This window comes from Pontimicrobium sp. MEBiC06410 (genome assembly GCF_053601615.1).
In genome coordinates this window covers 1-322 of the sequence record NZ_JBSHNT010000107.1, presented here as the reverse complement: position 1 = coordinate 322, position 322 = coordinate 1, and the positions used below count along the sequence as shown (strand labels likewise).

The window sequence follows — 322 nt, the reverse complement described above, 5'->3', positions numbered from 1 at the left end:
CGCTATTGGCCAGTGCGTCTTCGTGTACTTGTAAATCGAAGGTTAAGGCTGTTGTTAAACATCCGGTTACGGTATTGGTAATGTTGACATAGATGGTTTGTGGGTTGCTGGTATTGGTGAATAGCCCGCCTGGGGTTAAATCATTCATTCCTGCATCGGCCTCGGCTTGTGTTTCATGGTAGGTTACCGTGAAAATTGCGGGGTCTTGTCCGTTTAATATGGCATCGGTCATGGTTGTAAAGTCAAAGCTTTCGTATACGCCATCGGTGTTTAACTCACAGTGGGTGTAATCGTCTACTGGGGTGACTACTGGTAATGGGTT

The 322-nt window shown here is 46.3% G+C and carries 1 protein-coding gene; it reads right to left on the bottom strand.

Annotated elements, in window-relative coordinates; all coding sequences use genetic code 11:
• Positions 1–322 (bottom strand): hypothetical protein (locus ACVC08_RS00695; RefSeq protein ID WP_452600587.1); only part of this gene is annotated, 322 nt, incomplete at both ends.